This window comes from Halalkalibacter lacteus (genome assembly GCF_036663595.1).
Taxonomy (GTDB): domain Bacteria; phylum Bacillota; class Bacilli; order Bacillales; family Bacillaceae_D; genus Halalkalibacter; species Halalkalibacter lacteus.
Genome location: NZ_JAWRVL010000010.1, coordinates 106,966 through 127,509 on the forward strand (window position 1 = coordinate 106,966; position 20,544 = coordinate 127,509).

19 protein-coding genes and 5 pseudogenes are annotated in these 20,544 nt (G+C 39.9%); 19 read left to right on the plus strand and 5 right to left on the minus strand.

The features are described from left to right. The first annotated feature begins 14 nt into the window (after window positions 1-14). A complete protein-coding gene (gene aspA, locus SAZ04_RS09550) occupies window positions 15-1,469 on the plus strand; it encodes an aspartate ammonia-lyase (RefSeq protein ID WP_431308983.1) in 1,455 nt (484 codons plus the stop codon). 158 nt (window positions 1,470-1,627) lie between these two features. Here aspA and SAZ04_RS09555 read toward each other — a convergent pair whose 3' ends face one another. Both SAZ04_RS09555 and sstT read right to left on the minus strand, forming a co-directional pair. After that, entirely contained in the window at window positions 1,628-3,052 is a 1,425-nt protein-coding gene (locus SAZ04_RS09555) for an alanine/glycine:cation symporter family protein (RefSeq protein WP_332694469.1), read from the minus strand. 394 nt (window positions 3,053-3,446) lie between these two features. Next, window positions 3,447-4,661 (minus strand): serine/threonine transporter SstT, encoded by a 1,215-nt coding sequence (gene sstT / locus SAZ04_RS09560; protein WP_332694471.1) that lies wholly within the window; start codon window positions 4,659-4,661, stop codon window positions 3,447-3,449. A gap of 264 nt (window positions 4,662-4,925) precedes the next feature. On the opposite strand from sstT, the gene SAZ04_RS09565 reads away from it, so the two are divergent. The 4 genes and pseudogenes from SAZ04_RS09565 to hprK all read left to right on the plus strand — a co-directional run bounded on the left by SAZ04_RS09565 (window position 4,926) and on the right by hprK (window position 11,420). Then, window positions 4,926-8,720, plus strand: coding sequence for an AAA domain-containing protein (locus tag SAZ04_RS09565; RefSeq protein ID WP_332694473.1), 3,795 nt, complete (start codon window positions 4,926-4,928; stop codon window positions 8,718-8,720). Next, window positions 8,713-9,477, plus strand: coding sequence for a hypothetical protein (locus SAZ04_RS09570; protein ID WP_332694475.1), 765 nt, complete (start codon window positions 8,713-8,715; stop codon window positions 9,475-9,477). Before SAZ04_RS09565 ends, SAZ04_RS09570 begins: the two co-directional genes overlap by 8 nt. A 699-nt stretch (window positions 9,478-10,176) precedes the next feature. After that, window positions 10,177-10,302: pseudogene (locus SAZ04_RS09575) on the plus strand (transposase); the annotation flags it as partial. Between the two features lie 182 nt (window positions 10,303-10,484). Continuing rightward, the gene (hprK, locus tag SAZ04_RS09580) at window positions 10,485-11,420 is read left to right on the plus strand and encodes an HPr(Ser) kinase/phosphatase (protein ID WP_332694477.1); all 936 of its coding nucleotides are present in this window, start codon (window positions 10,485-10,487) and stop codon (window positions 11,418-11,420) included. Window positions 11,421-11,452: 32 nt separating this feature from the next. Here the strand turns inward: hprK and SAZ04_RS23410 are convergent. Beyond that, a pseudogene (locus SAZ04_RS23410) lies at window positions 11,453-11,824 on the minus strand (amidohydrolase family protein); the annotation flags it as partial. Window positions 11,825-11,844: 20 nt separating this feature from the next. Further along, complete coding sequence (locus SAZ04_RS09585) at window positions 11,845-12,108, minus strand: amidohydrolase family protein (protein WP_332694479.1); 264 nt, start codon at window positions 12,106-12,108, stop codon at window positions 11,845-11,847. A gap of 251 nt (window positions 12,109-12,359) precedes the next feature. Here SAZ04_RS09585 and SAZ04_RS09590 point away from each other — a divergent pair, with 251 nt between their 5' ends. The 13 genes and pseudogenes from SAZ04_RS09590 (at window position 12,360) to SAZ04_RS09650 (ending at window position 17,931) form a co-directional block, all read left to right on the plus strand. Continuing rightward, on the plus strand, window positions 12,360-13,151 hold the full coding sequence (locus SAZ04_RS09590) for a hypothetical protein (RefSeq protein ID WP_332694481.1): 792 nt from the start codon (window positions 12,360-12,362) through the stop codon (window positions 13,149-13,151). 3 nt (window positions 13,152-13,154) lie between these two features. Then, window positions 13,155-13,538: a GntR family transcriptional regulator gene (locus SAZ04_RS09595; RefSeq protein ID WP_332694483.1), complete on the plus strand. Its 384-nt coding sequence runs from the start codon at window positions 13,155-13,157 to the stop codon at window positions 13,536-13,538. Beyond that, entirely contained in the window at window positions 13,535-14,224 is a 690-nt protein-coding gene (locus tag SAZ04_RS09600; protein WP_332694485.1) for an ABC transporter ATP-binding protein, read from the plus strand. The genes SAZ04_RS09595 and SAZ04_RS09600 overlap by 4 nt, the downstream gene beginning before the upstream one ends. Before the next feature lie 86 nt (window positions 14,225-14,310). Beyond that, complete coding sequence (gene tnpA / locus SAZ04_RS09605) at window positions 14,311-14,775, plus strand: IS200/IS605 family transposase (RefSeq protein WP_332694487.1); 465 nt, start codon at window positions 14,311-14,313, stop codon at window positions 14,773-14,775. After that, window positions 14,775-15,257 (plus strand): annotated as a pseudogene (locus SAZ04_RS09610) (S8 family serine peptidase); the annotation flags it as partial. The gene tnpA and the pseudogene SAZ04_RS09610, both read left to right, overlap by 1 nt. 160 nt (window positions 15,258-15,417) lie before the next feature. Beyond that, the gene (locus tag SAZ04_RS09615; RefSeq protein WP_332694524.1) at window positions 15,418-15,627 is read left to right on the plus strand and encodes a cell wall-binding repeat-containing protein; all 210 of its coding nucleotides are present in this window, start codon (window positions 15,418-15,420) and stop codon (window positions 15,625-15,627) included. After that, window positions 15,624-15,830 (plus strand): cell wall-binding repeat-containing protein, encoded by a 207-nt coding sequence (locus tag SAZ04_RS09620; RefSeq protein ID WP_332694490.1) that lies wholly within the window; start codon window positions 15,624-15,626, stop codon window positions 15,828-15,830. Before SAZ04_RS09615 ends, SAZ04_RS09620 begins: the two co-directional genes overlap by 4 nt. A 54-nt stretch (window positions 15,831-15,884) precedes the next feature. After that, window positions 15,885-16,043 (plus strand): annotated as a pseudogene (locus SAZ04_RS23415) (cell wall-binding repeat-containing protein); the annotation flags it as partial. Beyond that, entirely contained in the window at window positions 16,040-16,180 is a 141-nt protein-coding gene (locus SAZ04_RS09625) for a hypothetical protein (RefSeq protein WP_332694492.1), read from the plus strand. The pseudogene SAZ04_RS23415 and the gene SAZ04_RS09625, both read left to right, overlap by 4 nt. Before the next feature lie 360 nt (window positions 16,181-16,540). Further along, a complete protein-coding gene (locus SAZ04_RS23420) occupies window positions 16,541-16,645 on the plus strand; it encodes a Fic family protein (RefSeq protein WP_332694494.1) in 105 nt (34 codons plus the stop codon). Beyond that, window positions 16,642-16,785, plus strand: coding sequence for a hypothetical protein (locus tag SAZ04_RS23425; protein WP_332694496.1), 144 nt, complete (start codon window positions 16,642-16,644; stop codon window positions 16,783-16,785). The genes SAZ04_RS23420 and SAZ04_RS23425 overlap by 4 nt, the downstream gene beginning before the upstream one ends. A 660-nt stretch (window positions 16,786-17,445) precedes the next feature. After that, window positions 17,446-17,592, plus strand: coding sequence for a hypothetical protein (locus SAZ04_RS09645; RefSeq protein ID WP_332694498.1), 147 nt, complete (start codon window positions 17,446-17,448; stop codon window positions 17,590-17,592). Between the two features lie 132 nt (window positions 17,593-17,724). Further along, on the plus strand, window positions 17,725-17,931 hold the full coding sequence (locus SAZ04_RS09650; RefSeq protein WP_332694500.1) for a nucleotidyltransferase domain-containing protein: 207 nt from the start codon (window positions 17,725-17,727) through the stop codon (window positions 17,929-17,931). Between the two features lie 653 nt (window positions 17,932-18,584). Here the strand turns inward: SAZ04_RS09650 and SAZ04_RS09655 are convergent. Continuing rightward, window positions 18,585-19,088: pseudogene (locus SAZ04_RS09655) on the minus strand (peroxidase family protein); the annotation flags it as partial. Between the two features lie 503 nt (window positions 19,089-19,591). Between SAZ04_RS09655 and SAZ04_RS09660 the strand changes: the two are divergent. Continuing rightward, window positions 19,592-20,533 carry an SGNH/GDSL hydrolase family protein gene (locus tag SAZ04_RS09660; RefSeq protein WP_332694502.1) on the plus strand — a complete coding sequence of 314 codons (942 nt, stop codon included), beginning with the start codon at window positions 19,592-19,594 and terminating at the stop codon, window positions 20,531-20,533. Window positions 20,534-20,544: the final 11 nt, after the last annotated feature.

Below are 20,544 nucleotides of genomic sequence, written 5' to 3' on the forward strand. Positions count from 1 at the left end.
GAAGGTAATGAGACATGGGGAAAACTTTCGAGCTCAAAGAAGAAAAAGTGTTGGAATCTGAATGTAGGACAGAACGGGATTTAATTGGAGAAAAGCAAGTACCTAAGGATGCATACTATGGGATTCAAACAATGCGTGCTAAGGAAAACTTTCCTATTACTGGCTACCCTCCTCACCCTGAACTAATTCGTGCCTTTGGATATGTGAAAAAAGCAGCTGCAATAGCAAATAGGGACGTCGGTGTTCTTCATGTTACGATTGCTGATGCTATTATTGTAGCAGCTGATGAAGTCATCTCAGGAAAGCTGAACGAACATTTTATTGTTGATGTGATTCAAGGGGGGGCTGGAACTTCATTTAATATGAATGCAAACGAAGTCATTGCAAACCGGGCGATTGAGTTACTTGGTGGCAAAAAGGGAGAGTATTTACGAGTAAGTCCGAACACCCATGTGAATATGGCGCAATCAACAAATGACGCTTTCCCGACAGCCATTCATATTTCTACGCTTCGATTAGCAGATCTTTTAACAATGGAACTAGAAGAACTAATTGAAGTATTAAAGGAAAAAGAAATTGAATTTGATGAGGTTTTAAAGATGGGACGAACGCATCTTCAGGATGCAGTACCTATCCGTCTTGGCCAAGAATTTGGAGCATATCGCCGTGTACTAAATCGTGATCTTGGTCGAATAAGACAATCGGTAACTCACTTATATGAAATTAATATGGGGGCAACGGCGGTAGGAACAGGATTAAATGCTAAGCCTGAATACATTAAGAAGGTTTCTAAGTATTTAGCTGACATCACGGGCTATCCTCTGAAAACTGCCGAAGATTTGGTTGACGCCACTCAAAATACAGATGCTTATACAGAGGTATCAAGCACGTTAAAAATTGCCGCTATTAATTTATCGAAGATCGCTAACGATTTAAGGCTGATGAGCTCAGGGCCTCGCACAGGAATTAATGAGATCAATTTACCGTCTCGCCAACCAGGATCTTCAATTATGCCCGGAAAAGTGAATCCAGTCATGTGTGAAGTCATCAATCAAATTTCGTTTCAGGTGATTGGGAATGACCATACGATAAGCCTTGCGTCTGAAGCAGGTCAACTAGAATTAAATGTGATGGAGCCTGTGTTAGTCTTTAATTTATTGCAATCCTTGTCGATTTTACAAAATGGAATTCGTGTTTTTCGAGATTTTGCTGTTGCTGGTATAACGGCGAATCATGAGCGTTGTCGTGAATTAGTTGAAAAAAGTGTCGGAATTGTCACTGCGATCAATCCACATGTTGGTTACGAGGTAGCATCGAGGGTGGCCAAAGAAGCGATTCAATCAGGCCGGTCGGTAAGAGACATCTGCCTTGAGCGTGGAATTTTATCCGAAGAAGAACTTAACGAAATCCTTAACCCAAAAGAGATGACAAACCCTGGCATAGCCGGAGCGAAATTTATGCAAGGGTAATCAACTATAACGCACATGTAAGACGCAACCTTAGACATTTATCAAAAGGTTGCGTCTTTACTATGACATCCCGCCGCCACAGACAAGAATGTAGCCCCTAGAACGTCAAAAAGCCTTATGGGAATGAATAATTCCTCATAAGGCGAATGCGTTCTTACTTATGCGTCTTTTCTTTTTTCCTTTGTTTCTTCTGTTTCATCGTTCCAACATTCTACATTTTTAAGTCCTTTAATTCTGCTAGCATAAAATACAGGATCTTTGCCTGCTTTTTTCTGTTCCAAATAGTCATTTAATACGGCTATAGAAATTTTGCCAATTAACAGAAGGGCAATTAAGTTTGTGATGGCCATAAGTGCCATAAAGAGATCGGCTAAATTCCAAACCATGCTAAGGCTAGATACTGAGCCAAACAAGATCATTCCTAGTACAGCGATACGGAAAATAAAGAGAGCCCCTTTACTTTCTTTAATGAATCCGATGTTAGATTCACCATAATAATAATTCCCGATAATTGAACTAAAGCAAAATAATAAAATAGCAATAGCGACGAAAGTGGTTGCCCAGGGACCAACATGGCTAGCTAAGGCGCTCTGAGTAAGTTGTATGCCTGCCATTCCTTCTTGTGGACTACCAGCTAACAAAATAATAAACGCAGTTGCACTACAAATGAATAGTGTATCAACAAAAACACCTAATGTTTGAACAAGCCCTTGTTTAACAGGGTGACTAACATTTGCGGTTGCTGCTGCAACGGGTGCACTACCCATCCCAGCTTCGTTCGAGAATAATCCTCGTTTGACTCCATTCATAATCGCTGCACCGATTCCACCGGCAACCGCTTCATTCAATCCAAAAGCACTAGATACGATAAGACCAATCACGCCTGGAATTTCACTAATGTTAATGAGTACGACATATGCAGCTATAAGTAAATAAAATGTTGCCATAATCGGTACAACTACCTGAGACACACTAGCAATCCGTTTAACGCCACCAAAGATAACAAATGCAGTCAGTACTGTTAGAATGAAACCGACCAAGAGGCGATTCGTCCCAAAAGCTTCCTCAAATGCAACGGTGATTGTATTTGCCTGTACAGAATTAAACGCCAATCCAAAACAGAAGGTGATTAAAATCGCAAATAAAACACCCATCCATCTTTTCCCCATTGCTTTTTCCATATAATAGGCTGGACCACCTTTAAATCCATTTGAATCTTTTACTTTATAAACTTGAGCTAATGTACTTTCAGTAAAACTTAATGCTGCCCCAAAAAGGGCAACCACCCACATCCAAAATACAGCGCCTGGACCACCCAAACTTATCGCGATTGCAACACCAGCTAAATTACCTGTACCTATTCTTGACGCTGCACTGATACAAAAAGCTCCAAACGAGGAGATTTGAGTCTTTCCTTTTTTAGTAGATGGACTCTCTTTCATTAGCTTAAACATTTCACCGAGTTTTGTAATCTGAACAAATTTGGTACGAACCGTAAAATAAATTCCTAAACCAACTAGTAAAATAATTAACACGTAGGACCAAAGAATGGTATTTCCCCAATCTATTACATTTTCGATCACATGGAACACCCCTTTATTTTTATTCTTAGATTAAACGCAGAACCCCCATTATGTTTACCGTCTAACAAAAAAAAGCGGTAATTTCCAAAAAATAAAAACACCTCCCTTATTTTGAAACCGTTTGCATTTATAAAAATAATTATTATAAATTAGAATAAAATCATATCTACCAAAAACAACTAAATACTACAAGAAAACAAAAAACTATTTCCGGAAATTTTTTTTGCAATTAAGTGAATCAACCGATAACATGCTAACTTCGCTCCGTTATTATGTAAAGTGCCTGTCAATTGTCGAATTCGACATTGACAGGCACCTTTTTAATTTATTCATTTAGATTTAATATCCTATACGAAGCATTTAGAAAATGTTGTCTTTAGGAATTGATCATAACTTACCTATCTTCTCTACGCTTTTTAGCATATTCAGCTGTTGCAGTATAAAGCACGTCCGAGGATGAATTAAGGGCAGTTTCACAAGAGTCCTGTAAAACACTTATGATAAAACCTACACCAATGACTTGCATAGCAATCTCATTTGGAATTCCAAATAAGCTACATGCTAAAGGAATAAGTAAAAGCGACCCACCGGCAACACCTGAAGCACCACAAGCGGATACAGCGGCTAAAACGCTAAGAATAAGCGCAGTGCCAAAATCGACTTGAATGCCAAGCGTATGAACGGCTGCAAGGGTTAAGACAGAAATAGTTACAGCGGCACCAGCCATATTAATGGTAGCACCTAATGGGATTGAAACGGAATACGTATCTTTATCTAAACCTAGTTTTTCAGATAAACTCATATTTACTGGAATGTTTGCTGCAGAACTTCGAGTAAAGAATGCTGTAAGACCACTTTCCCTTAAGCATTTAAAGACAAGTGGATATGGATTTTTTCGAATATTGATAAATACGACAAGTGGATTCATGACAAGAGCGATAAAAAGCATACATCCGACTAGAACGATAAGTAATTTTGCGTAATCGAGCAAGGCGGCAAGCCCATTTGTTGCAATTGCTTCAAAGACAAGCCCCATAATTCCTAATGGTGCTAAATTGATAACCCATTTCACTATTTGAGATATGGCATCTGAAAAATTAGCCAGCATGTTTTTCGTTGTGTTAGGCGCATTTCGTAACGCAATACCAAGAAGTACAGCCCAAGTTAATATGCCAATATAATTGGAAGTTAATAGCGCATTAATTGGATTGTCAACAATGTTAAACAGCAATGTTTGAAGTACTTCGACAAGACCACCAGGAGGAGTCAATCCTTCGGCGCTTGTTACAAGTGATAAGCTGATTGGAAATAGAAAGCTTGCCACTACTGCCACTAATGCAGCTAGGAATGTACTTAAACCATAAAGAGCAATAATCGATTTCATATTCGTTTGATGACCACTTTTATGTTTAGAGATGGCATGCATAACTAGGAATAAGACTAATATTGGTGCAACAGCCTTCAGTGCACCTACGAATAAAGAACCGAAAATGGTAACCCATCTTGCGGCATCAGAAACCGTTACAGCCAAGATAACTCCTATAATAATACCCACAAGAATTCGTTTTACTAGGCTCAATTCGTTCCATTTATGAATTGAATTTTTCATTTATTTCCCTCCGACTCTTATAATTATAATAAAGAGAGAACAGCCCCTTAATTATATTAAGAAAATTTAACGAATGTAAGTTTAACACGGATATTGTCGATTGTGAATTGAATTCACAACTCTATCATAATAAATCTGCAACCACTACTGTGGAGTTACATAAAAAAAGTTCGGACCTGCTAAAAGCTTATGAACAGTATGCTATAATTCAATAGGCTAAAACCATTCAAAACCTTTTTGGTGCTGACTAAAGCAGGTGGAAACATGATGAAGAAACATAGTACGACATATCGTTGTCCGGTAACGTTAACGAATAAGGCGAAGGACAAGATGCGGGAGCTCAGGCTAGAGGAGCGCTCGTTTTTTTCGTTGGAGAAATCGTTTCACGTTTATATAGAAAAGTATCCGCCGGCGGCAGATCGCGTTCTTTCGGCCGCATTGTTCTTTGACATTGAGGCGAATACGCGGATGGTCGAGAAGTACAATGAGTTTGTGGTCGTTCTGCATTGTGTGGTGGAGAAGGATCGGTTCATTGCGACGAATGTAACGACGAGAGCCGTGCATACGCCAGTGCATACCAATTGGCGCCACCCAGTGTACCTAAAGTTTGATTTAAACGTACAGCGGGGGAGTACGGTCCCGTTTGATTTGCTGAGCTTGATCCACGAAATGCCGGTTGCCGAGGAAAGCTCGATGTATGTGAAAAAGCGTATTGCGAGCTGGGAAGGCTATTTAAAAATTCAGGAGCGCTCTGCGGACATTCCGGATATGACGTCCCGCTACTCGGGACTTAAGTTCAGTGGTGATTTCAGCCGGGTGACGATCACGGGCTGCAAGCTCGGTGAGAAGGAATGGAAGTTACTCAAAGATTTGAGCGTTAAACTTAAAGGGATTGACCAAGATATCGGGAAAGTGCTAAAAGCGAATCGTTCCGCTCTTACCGTTGAAGTGGAATTGCACAGTTATATGGAGAAACTCGCTCGACAGCAGCGGCTTGATGTGAATCCGAAAGAAGTTGTCTTCAGCAACTTTGCGACATTAAGCCAGGTGAAAAGACTGCGGAAAGGCTTTAAGGATTTAGAAAACGGTCTGGCTGCAAATCCAGAGCTTGAACGCCTCTTATTTGAAAATAAGCCGCCGGTCAAAGCACCGAAAAAGCAAGCAACGCTGCAGTTTCACAATCGATTGAACAAATTTCAGCAAGAAGCGGTGGTAGGTGCGATGTCCGCCGAAGATTTGTATGTCATTCAAGGGCCCCCTGGAACCGGAAAAACAACAGTTATTTCAGAAATTTGTTTGCAAAATGCGAAGGCAGGGCTGCGTACACTTGTCGCTTCTCAGTCGAATTTGGCGGTTGACAACGCCCTTGGACGGTTACTTGCGCATAAAGACATTCGCATTCTTCGAGTCGGACGCACCGAAAGCATTGAAGAAGAAGGCAAAAAGTTCATTGAAGAAAATGTAGGGCAGTATTGGAAAGATCATACGTTAACAGAAGTATCGACTCAATTTGAAGCACGCCAAAAACGAGGAAGCGAACTAGAAGTAGAATGGGCAACGAACGAGCGGGAAATCGAGCAACTGCAGCCGTTGCTTGCACGATTGAAAGAGGAGTTTGCAGCAAAACAAAAAGCGGAAAAACGGTTTAGCGAAATTCAGTCTATAATCGATGAGCAAAAACAGAACGTGCAAGTGGTCGATCAGGAGCTGCGAACGGCTCAGAATGAGGTGGAGGAGACCAGTCAGTCTCTTCGTTTGTTGAATGCCGCCATTGAAAAAGACGAAACCTTTCTTCGTAGTGAGCCGGACAGTGGCGCTATTCAGAAAGAGTGGGATGCTAACGAGCAAGTGATTCAGCAACTTCAGCACAGCATTGCATGTCAGGAACTTGAAGACGAGATTGATGAAAAACAACAAAGCATCGAGCAAACTTCTGCTGAATGTGAAAAATGGGCTGAAGCATCAAAGCAGATGGATGCTTTAATCGCAAAAGTAACAGACGTCAAACAAGTAGACGGCTTGAAGTGGATCATACTTGAGCAAAATCTGGAACGACCGATAAACGTTCAGCTGTTAATGGATGAGCTGAAGGACATTCGCGAAAGAATCAACCAGCTGGAAAAATTAAAAGAATATCATGACAAACTAAAAGGCGCAATTTCATATGTTGAACAACTGTTAGAACAGCAGCGCATTTCCATTGGTCAGGTTCAGCAGCGTGCGATGAAGAGGTCATCCGTATATACCGCGGTAGAAATCGATCATTTTTTAGATGAATTAAGAAGCAAACTGAAAGAAAAAACGAAAATCTTTCCACAGATGCTTGTAACAGATCTTGAAGGATTATATAGCAGGAGACACTTTGTGCGTCAAAAAGCGGAACGGTTAAAGCCGTTTGAAGCGTATAAAAAAATGGCGCAAGAATCATTTCGGTTGCTAAAGCAGGAAATGATCGAACAGCTTCAGAAAAAGCTACGTGAAAACAAGCTGTCGCATCAAAAAATGCTGCGGGCGTTAGAAGAGCAAAGCACCGAGCTTCATTCTCTTCAAACCAAGCATAAGCAAATGATGACCTTAGGGGAACAAATTCCGAACGCAAAGGAAATGCTACATCAAAAAGAAGCAAAAGCGCATGAATTGCAGAAACAAAAAGAGCAGCATGAGCAAGTTAAGCAACGAATTGAAATCAATCGCGATAAACGAGCAAAAGAAGCCAAACAGATGCAGGAAGCTGAGCAGAACCTTGCACAAATCGAAGCCCGCCTCCCGCAGTTGCATACCATAATCCAGCAAAAGGAAGAAGAACAGCAACCTTTACAGGAAATCTTGTCAACAGAACCGGAACTCGAGCATGAACAGGTGTTAAAGCAATTGGCGAGTCTTTCTTTTAAACGAGAGTCATTAAAGCAGGAAAAGCAGAAACTGCCGCTATTTCAGTCCATTCAAGGGAAATGGTTTTCTTTGCTTGAAGAGGCAACGGACCACGATTTGGATGAAATCAGCAAGCTTTATGTGAAGCATGCCAACGTCATTGGAACAACATGTGTGGCATCCGCACGCAAAGATTTTATCGAGAGCTACCCTGTTTTTGATGTCGTGATTATTGACGAAGTATCAAAAGCAACCCCGCCAGAGCTACTTTTGCCGATGCTGAAAGGGAAAAAAGTCATTTTAGTCGGCGACCATCACCAGCTGCCGCCTCTTTTAGGAAACGATACACTAGAAGAGACGCTGCAGGAAATGGCAGACAACAGTGGCAATTTTGAAGGAAAAGCGGAATTAAAAAAGCTATTAAAAGAATCGCTGTTCGAACGGTTGTATAAAAACTTGCCAAAAAACAATAAAACGATGCTCGCGATCCAGTACCGGATGCATGAAAACATTATGGAAGCCATAACGCCGTTTTATGAGCAGGAAAACGAACGGCTTCAATGCGGCTTGACCAATTCTGATTCACAGCGGGATCACTTGCTAGAGTCACCGCTCATAAAGCGGAACAATCATCTATTATGGCTGGATATGCCGAACGAGCCCGCGTTTTTCGAAGAAAGAATGAAAGGCGGAAAAAGTCTGTATAACCCTGCTGAATTAAAGGAGATTGGTGCGTTGCTGCAAGAATTGGATGAAGCGACTGCACAGGTAAAGCAAGCGGGAAGAATGAATGCTGACGCGAAAAAAAGCATTGGCGTCATCAGTTTTTACGGGGAACAAGTGAAAAGAATTGACCGATTGATTCAGCAAGAGCTTCGCTTGAATCACTTGACGATTCGCACCGGGACAGTGGACCGGTTTCAAGGCATGGAAATGGATGTCATTCTATTAAGCATGGTACGCAACCACGATAACAAACAGGATGATATTGGCTTTGCCAAAGACTACCGCAGGCTGAATGTCGCTTTGTCAAGGGCTAGAGAGGTGCTCGTTTTAATCGGCAGCACAAAGATGTTTACCGAGCGGACGAAGCAAGCCAACACTAGAAACATGTATACGCACGTATTAGAAGCCGCCAAAAAACAACAGGGACTGCGAACGCTTAAAGAGGTGAGCCTGCATGGATAAATTAACACAACGTTTACGCGCTAGTTTGCTTGAGAATCCAGCTGTCCAAATTAAAGAGTCGGCTCAGTGGTATTTGCCAGTCGAGACATTTGATGTCGCATTTAAACGAGTAAAGCGGTCTAAAATGGATATCCTCATGAAAATGATGCTGCTTGCTTTTGAGCAGACCAGTATCAGAAGGGCAGCCAATTTATCCGAAATGCTATTGGTAGAGGAGTTGTTCATTGCCGATTTAATCGAAAAAATGCAGCGAACAGGCTTGATTCGTCTCGAAAAAGAAATCTACAAGCTAACAACGAAAGGTCATCAGCAGCTGCAGACAGGCATCATTGACGAAGAAATGGAAGAAGAGTGGACAGAGCTTTTTTACAGCCCAGGACATGATAAATTTTGGCCGGCGATGACCGTACCTTTGCCCGAATCAGACGAAGAATTGACACTTTATCGGTATGCGAATGATCAAGATCTTATTAATTCGGACCGAATCTTGCAGGTGCTTTCCGCGAGAGAAGATGGGCTGGATGAAAACGGCTTTCAAACGGTAGTGGCTAACGTATTGAGCTTTGATAAACGGGTAGTCGAACAGGTTCCATGTCTGGAGTTTCGAATGTACAATAAAGAACAGGACATTTTCTACGCGCGTGTCTGGAATACGTGGCTCGAACGCTGGGATGAAACGCTCGAAAACCAAATAGAAGAGCAAGAACAGGTGAAATGGCGGGAAAAATGGACGGCAGCAGCCGAAGTTTCTGAGTAAATATACCAGGAAAGCAAGGTTACGGGGAAGTGCACCAGTGAGAAGGTTGATGGGAAAACAGTGTTATCATTGCTAACTTGTTTCCAAGAGAAAAACAAAATTTAGGTTCCTGACTCTTAATGCTATAGGCACTAAGGGACAAGAACCTTTTTTGAACCTTTTTTCGGAGGTCTAGGGTTTACACTTGTTGATGAGGAAAATAAAGTAAAAGTAAGTTAAGTAGAAGGATACAGGCTGAAAATTATAAAACAGAGGAAGTAGAAAAACGTTGATAAATTAACATTTTATGATTTTTTATTCCTAGAAAAAATTAGTTTGAATATTCTAATTATTTCAGCTTGCTAAGAAAGTTGAGGGCTTGGAATCGATACTTTATAATTGGAATACCTTCATTAGTAATATGAATATCTCTAATAAGTCGAGTGATGTACTCTTCAGATAGTTTAGTACAATGTTCGAAGTCATTAATTAGAGTAACTAGAATTTCTAGTTCTTTATTGCTGTCCTTCTGATGTAACAAGTCTAAGAGCTTGTTCTATTTAGAAGACAGATTTTTTAATTGTTTTTCAAATTCATTTACACTAACTTGGTATTCTTCTTTTGAAATTGTGGATAGGTTACACTTGATTGGACAAGTTAGCTAAGGTCATATACACTTGGTTCAAATAAAGCTGAGGAGAATCAAACAAGACCAAGCGAGTGAGAAGGAGTTTCACAAAAGAATTTAAAGAACAAATCGTCCAACTGCATGCATCTGGAAAACCCAGAAGTGAGATTATCAAAGAATACGAGCTGACGCCATCTGCCTTTGATAAGTGGGTTCGTTAACATCAAGACAGCGGTTCTGTTGGAAGGACTTTTTCCTTTGTTTTGTAATTTTGTCACAGGTTAGAATGGTAATAATCCTAATTGTGCCACATTATGAAAGGTGCACTTTTAAGGTGAAGATTTTATAATGAATAAGGATGAAAGAAATTAAGCAGGCAATGATGGCGGGGAGTAGAAAATTGAAAAAAATAACTGTAGCAGACTTGGTAGAGAAGTTTTCATTGAAAGTATTGACTGGTGAGGATCAGTTACAACAAACCATTACCCAATCACATGCGCATCGTCCCGGTTTGGAGTTCGTTGGCCATTTTGATTTTTTTCCGACGGAACGAGTTCAAATATTAGGAAGAAAAGAAATTAACTATTTGCATAAGTTAAGCCATGAGGAACGAAGAATCAGGATTGGCAATATCGTTCATTATCACCCACCATGTTTTATCGTGACGGCTAGTGAAGAAGGACTTACATATTTAACGCATTATTGTAAAGAAGAAGGCATCCCTTTATTAGTAACAAATACAGTCGAAACAACATCTGAATTTATTATTATGTTGGATGCCTACTTGCTGAAAAATTTGGCACCACAAATTTCAATACATGGAGTTTGTGTGAATGTGTTTGGAGTAGGGATTTTACTTCGTGGGCATTCCGGAGTAGGAAAAAGTGAAATTGCACACACGTTAATTGGCCGGGGACATCGTCTTGTGGCTGATGATGTCGTCGTATTAAAGAAGCTTAGTCCACGAACACTTCTAGGCACCCATGATGAACACACAAAGGAGTTTTTGGCTCTTCGGAGTATTGGACTATTAAATGTAGTACGGATGTATGGACGAAAAGTATTCCAAGATGAAACAAGAATTTCACTCGATATTCACTTAATGAAATGGCAAAAAGATTCGTTGAATAATGAATTGGAACATGATGCTGCCTTTACAGAATATATGGGAGTAAAGGTTCCTTCCATTGAAATTCAACTTCAGCCTGGACGTGACGTAGCAGGACTAATTGAAGCTGCGGCTAACAACTGGTATTTAAGACAGCAAGGATACAGTGCTGCAGAGGAGTTTATGAGCAGGATTGAGGCAGATTTGTCGAATGCAAGAGATGAATGAATTGAGTAAGCTAGTCCCGCGACTCCCGCTTCATGACATAAAGAAGCAACACTATATAACATTTCATCTGATGCTGCCTCTGGAATCGAGATGGCAAGAGAAGGATGGATGAGACCTCCCCCTGGCCATTTAGCAAGGTGAACCTCCGCACGTTTTAAAATCTCATGAGGCCCCAATGACGGAGCCCCGCCCCGATCATTACAAATCATCCCAAGTACACAATGCAAGCCAGCATCTGTCACCGCTTGCACTAAAGGATCTAAATCTCCCTCCGCACGGGTTCCAGCATCTACAACCGTTGTGAATCCGCCCCTAAGTGACTCAAGAGCTGCGAGTTTACCAGCGAGATACACGAGTTCTTCATTAAGCGAGCCCTCAAGCGGAACCCAAATGCGCTTGAAAATCTCAGACGGTTCTCCAAATGCTAACGCCTTACCAAATCTTGGGTGAGGAGATGGTGTGTATCAATAAACCCAGGCATTAATGCAGCTCGAGGAAGGGGAATTTGTTTTGTGTCATGATAGCGAAGCTGTAATTCTGAAACAGGACCTACATCAGCAAACAGCCCGTCTTTGACGAGCACTGCATAATCGGTCACAGGTCCGTGACGAAGAATCACGTACTCTGGTAGAAGAAGCATAGGTTGGTCTGTAAAAACATGCGGCTCAAGCGTCGTTCGGGATACCATAAAAAACCACCTTTCTTCACTAGTAATCTATTACTTAAAAGTAACAGCGAGTTATAAAGTCGTCAATCAATGGCGAGGTGAATGAGGAGGAATGATGAAAATTGAGTAAGTTTTCCAGTTTTAAACAGTTGTTTTCACGTAATGGGGGACAGAAATCTTTTTCTATATTGACTGTATCTCTGTCGTAGTGTACTATTTAATTGATACAGAGTTACAGTTAGTTTGAAATTACTTATTTGGAGGTTTTGTATATGTCTGCTTGGTTAAGTTTGACAAAGAAGGAATTACGTTTAGGGATGCCGGTGTTTTTGATGCCAATTATTGTGTTTATCGTGTCAGTGAGTATTGCCTTTTATATCGGCAATCGGAATGGATTTGCTTGGGAGGCTGTTGTTGGGGTTGCTGCTGCTGCAACGGGTGTTCAGATCTTTTATTTAGCCTATTATTTGTTTTATAGCTTGCAATCAGAAAAGAAAAAGCTTCATTTATGGCTTCACAATCCTATGCCGGGCTACTCGCTTTTACTCGCGAAGGTTGCTGCAGGTTTTGTTTCAATGCTGATTACGTTGCTCCTTACTGGTACGACTGTGCTAGTAACTGTAAACCTGTCTTCGATGATTAATGAACAAATTCAGGTGGCAAATATAACGGAGTTGGTCTTTTTTGCTGGTATTCATCTTGTCTTACTTGCGCTAAGTTTTGCTGCTTTCTTTTTGTTTTATTGGATGATCTTTTTGGTATTCACTCGTCGTCTTGGGACGGTTGTGAGCTTTCTTTCAACCTTTGTTATTTTTGTTGCATTGACTAGTTTTTATAACTGGTTTACTCAGTCACTTGTCTATCAAAAGCTGACGATGTGGGGTGGATTTCAACTCGAGATGTTGGAAGGAATTTCTTTTAACGTTGACAATAGCGGTGCAGAAGTCATGTCAGAAACAGCCAATTTAAGTCTTTTTGCTGGCTCCTATCTGTTTGAAACCATCCTCGCTCTTTTGTTATTCTTTGCAGCTAGTTGGATGCTTGACAAAAAAGTTGAGGTGTAAAAGATGACAAATACCTTTCATTCATCGCAGCCCATTTATAGTCAGCTTGCAGACCGGATTAATAAGCAAATATTGCGTGGGGAATTAAAGCCTGGAGATAAACTTCCATCCGTACGGGAAATGGGTATTAAGGCAAGTGTCAATCCAAATACGGTTCAACGGACATACCGAGAGCTAGAGGGGATGAATATTGTGGACACAAAAAGAGGGCAGGGAACGTTTGTCACAGAAGATCAAGGAATTTTACATGAGATGAGAGAACGACTGAAGCAAGAGGAAATTTCAAAATTTGTAAAGGGAATGCATGCAATGGGTTACTCGGATGCGGAAATTCAAGCTGGGCTCCAAGCCTTTTTACAAAACAATTTTGGAGGTGCAAGCGAATGATCAAGCTTGAGGATGTAACGAAGAAGTTTATGACAAAGGCTGCTTTACGTAATGTAGATTTAGAATTAACGAAAGGGAAAATCGTTGGTCTTGTCGGTGAAAATGGGAGCGGGAAATCAACAACCTTAAAGCTGATCGCGGGTCTTACCCAGCCTTCCAAAGGATCTGTAACCGTAAACGGAATCCGCACCGATCATCGCATCGCTCAGCAGGTTTCGTATTTATCTGAGTTAGATGAGTATTACGGGTTTTACAATGTTGGAAAAACAATCGACTTTCACGCATCGCAATTTCCAGACTTTAATAAGGAAAAGGCTGAAGAAATTCGTGCATTCATGAAACTAGATCGCAATGCAAAACTAAAGCACCTGTCTAAAGGAAACCGCGGTCGCCTAAAAATCGTCCTGACGCTCGCCCGTGAAGTACCTGTCATCTTAATGGATGAACCACTTTCTGGGCTTGATCCGATGGTACGCGATTCGATTGTAAAAGGCTTGATTTCCTTCATCGATCTTGAAAACCAAATCATTCTCATTACGACTCATGAAATTAAAGAAATTGAAATGATTCTTGATGAAGTGATCGCCATTAAAGATGGAGATATCATTGGCCACCATAATGTTGAGCAACTACGCAGTGAGCAAAACTTGGGGATTGTTGAGTGGATGACGAAGATGTATGAATAAACCAACCACGATTTCGGGTTCCTGTCCCCCGTCACTTTAACGTGGAACCTTTTTTAAAATATTAAATAAAGAAGGTGTGGAGTCATTTGAGAGAGAGAAATCCTTATTTTGATAATGCGAAAGCTGTGCTCATTTTTCTTGTTGTATTAGGGCATATTCTATCGGAGTTTTTACATGAGGATCAGTTAGTCTCCAGTGTGTATCTCTTTATTTATTTGTTTCATATGCCCGCCTTTGTTCTTATAGCAGGTTATTTTGCAAAAGGAGTACACAAACAGGGATATATATATAATGTAGCGAACATCCACTTATTGTTATCATGTCCACCGAGTCTTGCTCCAAGTAAAATCATGCAGTACCTAAAAGGGAGATCATCAAGGCTACTCCAAGATCAATTTCCTGAATTGAAAAAGAAATATTGGGGCCAGCACTTATGGGCAAGGGGCTATTTTTGTGCCACAGTAGGAACAGTAGATGAAGAAACAATAAGAAATTATATTGCGAACCAATTCAATGAAGAAAAGAACGACATATTCACGATTGAAGAATGAACCGTACGATTGAATATGCTCTGAAATATGCAAATGAACACGGGGTAACTGTAGTCGCAGCGACAGGCAACGATGGTGTTGAGGAAGTTTCCTATCCAGCATCTTCTAAATATGCGACTACTGTAGGAGCTACCAATCGTATGGACATCGTATCGGATTATTCAAACTTTGGCAGAGGAATTGACCTTGTAGCTCTAGGAACAGATATTCCAAGCTTAACCCCGGACGGAAACGTTACTTATATGACTGGAACATCAATGGCAGCACCGCACGTTGCCGCAGTTGCAGGATTGATTCTTTCACATAATCCTGATTTAACACCGAAGGAAGTTAAAAAGATCCTGACGATATCTGCGCAGGATATTAAGTTCGAGGAAGAGGATAATCCGATGAATGGGGACATTTCTGATCAAGAATCAGAAAATCCGTTGGAACAGCAAGTTCGAGGCTATGACAACGTATCAGGCTGGGGAAGATTAAATGCTCCTGAGGCCATTTTGGCAATTGACAAGGCAAATGACATCACAATGCAACGAATTTCAGGCTCTGACCGTTATGAAACAGCTGTAAACTTGTCTGAAAATGGCCTCAGGAGCAAGCTGATGTTGCCGTCCTTGCAACCGGCAAAAATTATCCTGATGCATTAAGCGCTACACCGCACCATTGCTGCTGACAGATACAAACAAAGTCCCTGCAGCTGTGCAAGAAGAGCTTGAACGCTTAAATGTGTCTGAGGTTATTGTCATTGGCGGTACATCCGTTATAACACCTAACGTAGAAAAAGAGCTTAAGAGTCTTGGAATTGAAACCATTACACGCATCGGCGGAAAGACCGCTATGAAACCTCTGTGAAAATTGCGGAAGAATTAGGTGAAGTTTATGGAGCAGTGGTTGCAAACGGTCAAGGGTATGCCGATGCACTTTCCATCGCACCGATTGCCTCTTCACTTGAAATGCCGATTCTTTTAACCAAAAAAGATGGGGTGCCTGGTTCTGTCCTAGATTATGTTGTATCAAGTGCAATTGAGTTTTCGTTTGTAATTGGAGGAAACTAGGCTGTATCGAATGAAGCAGCTGAACAATTCCCTAATTATGAGCGTCTAAGCGGTAAGACTCGCTATGAAACAAACAGCGTAATCATTGATTACTTCTCAGACATGCTTAACATGTCGACTCCATTTATTGCTACTGGGAATAATTATCCAGATGCCCTTTCAGGTTCTGCCCTTTCAGGTTCTGCGTTGGCAGCGATGTATGGAAGCTATTGATCCTAACAGATCCGGCCAAAGCAAAGCAAACAACGAAAGATACGATTGTTGCATACGCAGATTACGTTTCTATGTATTACATTATTGGAGGAGAAACCGCCCTTCCAAATGAGGCAATAGAAGGTTTATTTCAATAAAAAATCGAAAGGGCTATCTGATAAGTCACTAAATATAAAGCAGCTTAAAGAAAACAAACGTTTTTCTTTAGCTGCTTTTTCTCTTTCTCTTCTTCTACCAGACAGACATAAACCAAGATCTGGTCGTATATATGGATGTTGACCACTATTTGGAAATTTATATGTTCTGTGTTCTATCATGTTGAACCAATGGGAGACAAAAATAAAATGTACTCCCTTTTCCTATTTTACTTAAAACGCCTACCGCTCTGTACCTTCTATCCATATAAAGCCAAAAAAGTTAAATTGTTATGTGTTAGATTTTATCATTATACTGTACAATTATAGTAACATTCTATATGTTAAAATGAAGGAATTAATATGTATCCCGTTGAACGTGGAGCAATGTTACATGCTATTTTTGTTGGTATCCATCCATTTATCGATGGAAATGGACGTACATCCAAGCTGGTTTCCCACCAGTGATTATTAAAATTGAAAATAAATTAACTTATTATGAAGCGCTAGATAAAGCACATACTACAGAAGATTATCGTAACTTTATTTCTTTAGTGGGACGTGAAGTAGAGGATTCTTTAGATATGTATTTAAAAGCAATCAGTTAGGGGACGAGGGGCACCGTGTCCCACAATCTTATTTTGAACGTGAGGATTTTTCAATCTATATTCCCGGTCGTCTAATTCAGATTCGGCAAACACCAGTTGACCTTACATGTTATAGGTTCCTGTCCTTCAAAAGCTTAAAGTAGTGGAGGACAGGAATCTTTTTTTGAATCCTTTAGAGGTATATCCTCATCAAAGGACAAAAGATCTGTATGGGGAATAATCGATATGTACCTATAGCAGTGGAAATTGCTTTAAAATAAAGTGGACGAATACTGCACAGAAGAAGAGGCGGTTGTATTTGTGAAGCAAGGAGGCCGTCCTTGTGTTTTTTACATGAAAAAGAGGCAAGAAAGCCGTCCTTTGCTTGCTGGTTCCTGCTCTTAGTATTTTAAAATGCTAAAGGACAGGAACTTTTTTCATTTCAATTTTCCATGATAATCCATCCTAAAAACTGGTAAAATAGAACTGTAATTTGAGTTGTAAATAGAAAGGATGAATCCATGTCATCATAGACTTGTTCGTATTATTAATTTAATTCAGTCGAGCCCTGGGATTAAGTCCAAGGAGCTGGCTGAAAGGTGTGACGGAAAGAACGATCTATCGAGATTTGGAAATGTTAAGTGCTGCTCGTGTCCCGATCGTAAGCGATGGGGGCCAGGTTTGTTAGGAATTTTTCTGTATCTTCTAGATTGGACAGATGAAGAAGCTGTAGCGTTTGGAATGCTGTCTAACGTTCTGGATCCAAGGACTTTTTCAGCGTCTTCCGTTAACGCAGTAGGGACAGTTACCTTTAAAATATTGACGTAGATCCAACTGCATTATGATAAAATTTAAATCAGTCATTGATAACCACCTGAAAATTTGAAAAAATTAGGTATCTAAATTAAACAGATTATACTTTTTATAAGATTTGTTTAAGGATATGGAGGTTTTCACATATTGAGTAAAAATAAGCAGCAACTAATTGTGGAGCATTTAGTTGAAAATTTATCTCCATTTTTAATTATTTTGTTCGGTTCAACAGTAAAAGGAACCGCGAATAATAGCAGTGATTTTGATGTGGCATTCTTAAGTAATCAAAAGTTTGATCGTTATCAATTATTTATGATTTCGCAAGATCTTGCTTCAAAACTAAATCGTGATTAGGGGATTGGGGACAGGTACTATGTCCCTTTTGCAAGCAGGTACCAGGTACTTGTCGAGAGGGTAGAAACATTTTTTTATCCTTCAAGCCATGCTCGCCAATTCGTCTCTTTCAGGTGCTGTTTTCGCTTTTATGAATAAACAAACGCGATAAAGTCCCGTAATAGTACTGATGAAACGTCGTTTTAATTCGGCGTTTTTTGTATTGAAAGACATAGACATTATGCGAATAGCCTCCTGATGCTCTCACCGTTTGATAGATTGAGAGAATACCGAAAGACTTGGCTTTTCGTAACATTCGTTCAAATGTCGAACGAGAGATGCCGCCTTTTGTTGAATGGCATGCTTGGACGAGTTTGCAAATACGAGCATTGCAAACACCAATCACTTTTACGCTAAAACGAGTCAGCTGATCAAAGGCAATCCTTTCCCTTTTGTAAAATGATGTCCGTGAATAGCAAGAACGGTCGCAACTGATTGATTAAAGTCACGGTTTTCTCAGGATGAAAAGAAATCTGGCAAGTTTTCGCCATCTACTAAGGTCGTTAGATACGAGTGCCAGACCCCATGCATGAATGCACGGGGTCTGGTACTGTTTTTATGAAGCATTAGAGAAATGCGGAATGGAACCATATCATCTTGCCCTCAGCACCCACTGCGCGCCCTCCGCCAAAACCAAATGTTTTACGACCCATGGATTCAATGGCAACATTACCAGTTAGAAGCAGTAAATCGGCCCATGAGATCTTGTTCCCATACTTTTGCTTAATTGGCCATAGCAATCGACGTGCTTTGTCAAGGTTGGCATTGTCAGCCCAGCTGTTAAGTGGAGCAAAACGCTGTGTGCCACTTCCGCCACCACCACGTCTGTCACCAGTACGATATGTACCGGCAGAGTGCCAAGCCATACGAATAAAAAATGGACCATAATGACCATAATCAGCAGGCCACCAATCTTGACTGTCCGTCATTAAATCATGAAGATCCTTCTTAAGAGCATCGTAGTCTAACTTTTGAAATTCTTCTGCATAATCAAATTCTTCCCCCATAGGGTTCGTTTTTCTGTCATGCTGATGTAAAATATTTAAGTTTAATTGATTTGGCCACCAGTCTTTATTTGTTGTGCCACTTGATTTCTGACAAGTCGCGCTGCCGTGCATTACCGGGCATTTTCCAGTGTTAGTAGTGTTTTTATGTCCATAAGTGGTCCTCCTTTTTTAACTACATTAAGTAGTAAATAATTATTCAACTAATCGTAAAAAATTCATACTAAATCATAATAATTATTCTTATATAATTATTATGATAAATTATTACCTAAAGTGAAAGAAAATAGATTATCTTCACAAATATATAGGAGCCTTACAAACAGGGCTTAAAACTGAAAAGCTTGATCTTTCACTATTACTAACAACGAGCTGCTTATCGATGTTTGAATAGCATATTGGAGGGTATAGGTAACTATTTCCCCTTTATCACTTTACGTAAACCATCTATCTATCCCATTGATCTCTACCATTCTTTTAATGAATCTACTATAATGTGTAGTTTTACGAAACGTTGGTATGAATGATAAAATAAATTGATTATTTTTCTTTACGATGCTAGCTTTACTCTTAGGAAATAGATTATTAAATTTTACAATGGTAGGTGTGATGTAAACGTGCATGGAAAGAAATTGGCGATCTTTATTGCTAGTTTATTAATAGTGTGTTTCCTTTTATATTTATTTATTGGAGAGCTCAATCAAACAAAAATAGAACAAGTGAAAACAGCATCTTCTGTTAGTAAGGGACAAAAAATAGAGGATGATCTAGGAGATACGGTAGAAAAAGAAGAGGAACAACTAGTAAAAGAGGCTGATATCGATAAACCAATAACTGAAGCAATAAAGAATAAAGTCCGAGAAGTAGTAGAAGGTGCAATTGATTTAGTCAAAAAGGAACAAAGGATTGTGTCAATCGGTGATTCCCTCACTCAAGGTATAGGAGATGAGACGGGTAATGGCGGTTATGTCGGGATCTTAAACCATACTTTTGAAGATAATCACATGAATATGACGATTGAAAACTTTGGAAAAAGAGGAAACCGGACAGATCAACTATTAAAACGACTGGACAATGAAGACATTGCATCCTCTATTAAAAAAGCTGATATTGTCTTAATAACAATTGGTGCCAACGACATGATGAAAGTTGTAAAAGACAATTTTATGAATCTTACAATCGAGCCTTTCCAAGAAGAAAGAGTGGAATATATTGAGCGATTAACGCTCGTTTTTAATAAAATTAATAAATTAAATCCAGATGCACAAATTTATTTCATTGATTTTTTTAATCCATTTGACCATTATTTTAGTGATATTGAACAATTAGAAATGATCTTGGATAATTGGAATGATGCAGGTAAATCAGTTACAGAAGAATTTGATCATGTGTATTATATTCCAACAAAAGACTTATTTATTAATTCCGACATAAAGTTATTTGCTGATGATAATTTTCATCCAAACACGAATGGCTACAAACGGATTGCAGCGCGTGTGTTAGAATATTTGACCAAATTCAGTGAAGAAACTGAAATAACAAAAGAAAAAATAGAATAAGACAAAAGAAA